The following is a 2368-nucleotide window of genomic DNA, read 5'->3' on the forward strand; positions in this document are numbered from 1 at the left end:
CACGGAGTCGCCGCGGCCCCCGCACGCGCCACCCGTCCCGGGCGCCCCCGCCGCGGCGACTCCGTGCGCTTTCCACCCGTCCTCGTCCGCGCCGTGCCAGGCTGATCCGGCGGGGCCGAATGCCCCTTGCGGGCGGATACGTGAGGTGAACGCGTGCGGGGTCGCTGGCGGGCCGCGGGTGCCGCGGCCCTACGGGTGCTGGTCGTCTGGGCGGTGAGCACGCTCACCCTGCTCGTACTCGCCGGGCTGCTGCCCGACTTCAGGCTCCAGCCGTCCGGCGGGGACAGCGCCCCGCAGATCCTCGTCACGGCCGCGAGCGGAGCCGGCGCCTTCGGCCTGCTGAGCGCCGTGGTCTGGCCCGTGCTCGTGCGCGCCCTGCTGCTGGTGCCGGCCTTCGTCCTCGGCCTGCTCGTCTTCTTCCTCAACGGCTCCCTGCTGCTCATCGCCCTGTTCCTCATCCCGGACGGGCGCGGCGAGGCGGACTGGCGCACCGCCATCGTGGTGGCCGCCGCCATGTCGGCCGCCTCCTCCGCCACCAGCACCGCCCTCGCCGTACGCGACGACCACGCCTACCGACGGCGGCTCTCCCGGCTCGCCGACCGCCGCCGCCGGCGCGCCGGTGACGCCCTCGCGCCCCCGGAGCCGCCCGGCATCGTCTTCCTGCAACTCGACGGCGTCGGCCACGACGTCCTGACGCGCGCCCTGCGGGAGCGGCCCGGCCGCCCGGGCGCCGGGCGCCCCGAGCCGCCGCTGATGGAGACCGTGGCCGGCTGGTACGGCGACGGGCGCGGCTCCCACCGGCTCGTGCCGTGGCGCACCGACTGGTCGAGCCAGACCGGCGCCAGCCAGCTCGGCATCCTGCACGGCAGCAACCACGACGTGCCGGCCTTCCGCTGGTACGAGAAGGAGACCGGGCAGGTGCTGGCCTGTTCGAGCCCCGCCGCCGTCGCCGAGCTCCAGCGCCGTGCCGTCGCCCGCGCCGGACACCCCGGGCTGCTCGCCGCGGACGGCGCCAGTCGCGGCAACCTCTTCAGCGGCGGTGCGGACCAGCTCGCCCTCGTGCTGTCCGTGGCCGCCCGGCGCGGCCGCCACAACCGCTCCCGCGCGGGCTACTTCGCCTACTTCTCCGACCCCGCCAACGCCGTGCGCACCGCGTGCTCCTTCCTCGCCGAGGTCGTCCGGGAGGTCGGGCAGTCGGCGCGCGCCCGGCTGCGGCCGGAGGGCCCCCGGGTCAGGCGCGGCGGTTTCCACCCCTTTCTGCGCGCCTTCGCCACCGTCGTCGAACGGGACGTGGTGGTCGCCGCCGTCCTCGGCGACATGCTCGCCGGGCGTACGGCGATCTACGCCGACCTCGTGGCCTATGACGAGGTGGCCCACCACTCCGGCCCGTACAGCCGCGACGCCGAACAGGTGCTGCGCCGGCTCGACCGGTGCGTCCGGCTGATCGCCGAGGTCGCCGAGCACGCGCCGCGGGAGTACCACATCGTGCTCCTCTCCGACCACGGTCAGAGCCCCGGCGAGACGTTCGCCGGACGGTACGGGCTCACCCTCCAGGACCTGGTGCGGCTCGGCTGCGACCCCGTTCCCGGCACCGGACGGCGCAACGGCGCGGGCGTAAGGAGCGGCGGCGTACGGGGCGGCGGCGTACGGAGCGGCGCCGGCATACGGGGCGGCGCCGGCATACGGGGCGGCGCCGGGCCCGTCGTGCTCGCCTCCGGCAACCTCGGCCTGATCAGCTTCCCCGGGCTGCCCGGGCGGGCGAGCCGCGAGGAGATCGACCGCCGCCACCCCGCCCTGCTGCGGCGCCTCGCCGACCACCCCGGCGTGGGCTTCCTGCTGGTGCGCAGCGAGCGGTACGGCGATGTGGTGCTGGGCGCGGGCGGCGCCGAGCACCGTCTCGACACGGGCGAGATCATCGGCGCCGATCCGCTGGCGCCCTTCGGCCCGGGCGCGGCGGACGCCGTACGGCGCACGGCGGGCTTTCCGCACGCGGCCGACATCATGGTCAACTCCGCGTACGACCCGGAGACGGGCGAGGTGCACTCCTTCGAGGAGCAGATCGGCTCCCACGGGGGCCTCGGCGGCGCCCAGAGCCTGGCGTTCCTGCTCGCGCCCAAGGCCCTGAGCAGCCCCGTGCGGACCGTGCCCCCGCCGGCGGAGCGGGAGGGCGCGGAGCCGGCGGTCCTGGAGTGGGACGGCCCGGAGCCGGTGGGCCCGAAGCCTGCGGGCGCTGAGCGGGGCGGCCCTGAGCCGGTGGTCCCGGAGCTTCTGGGCGCGGAAGAGGTGCACCGCGTGCTGCGCAGGTGGCTGAGCGAGGTCAGCGGGGTGTGGGCCCCCACCCCGCCCGAGCGGATCGTCGTCCATGCGC

1 protein-coding gene is annotated in these 2368 nt (G+C 76.6%); it reads left to right on the plus strand.

Annotated features, from left to right (window positions below; translation table 11 throughout):
* Window positions 1-153 precede the first annotated feature (153 nt).
* Window positions 154-2368: phage holin family protein (locus ACSNOD_RS30505; RefSeq protein WP_436770322.1), on the plus strand; the 2215-nt coding region annotated here is incomplete at its 3' end.

This window comes from Streptomyces sp. URMC 123 (assembly GCF_051386515.1).
Classification (GTDB): domain Bacteria; phylum Actinomycetota; class Actinomycetes; order Streptomycetales; family Streptomycetaceae; genus Streptomyces.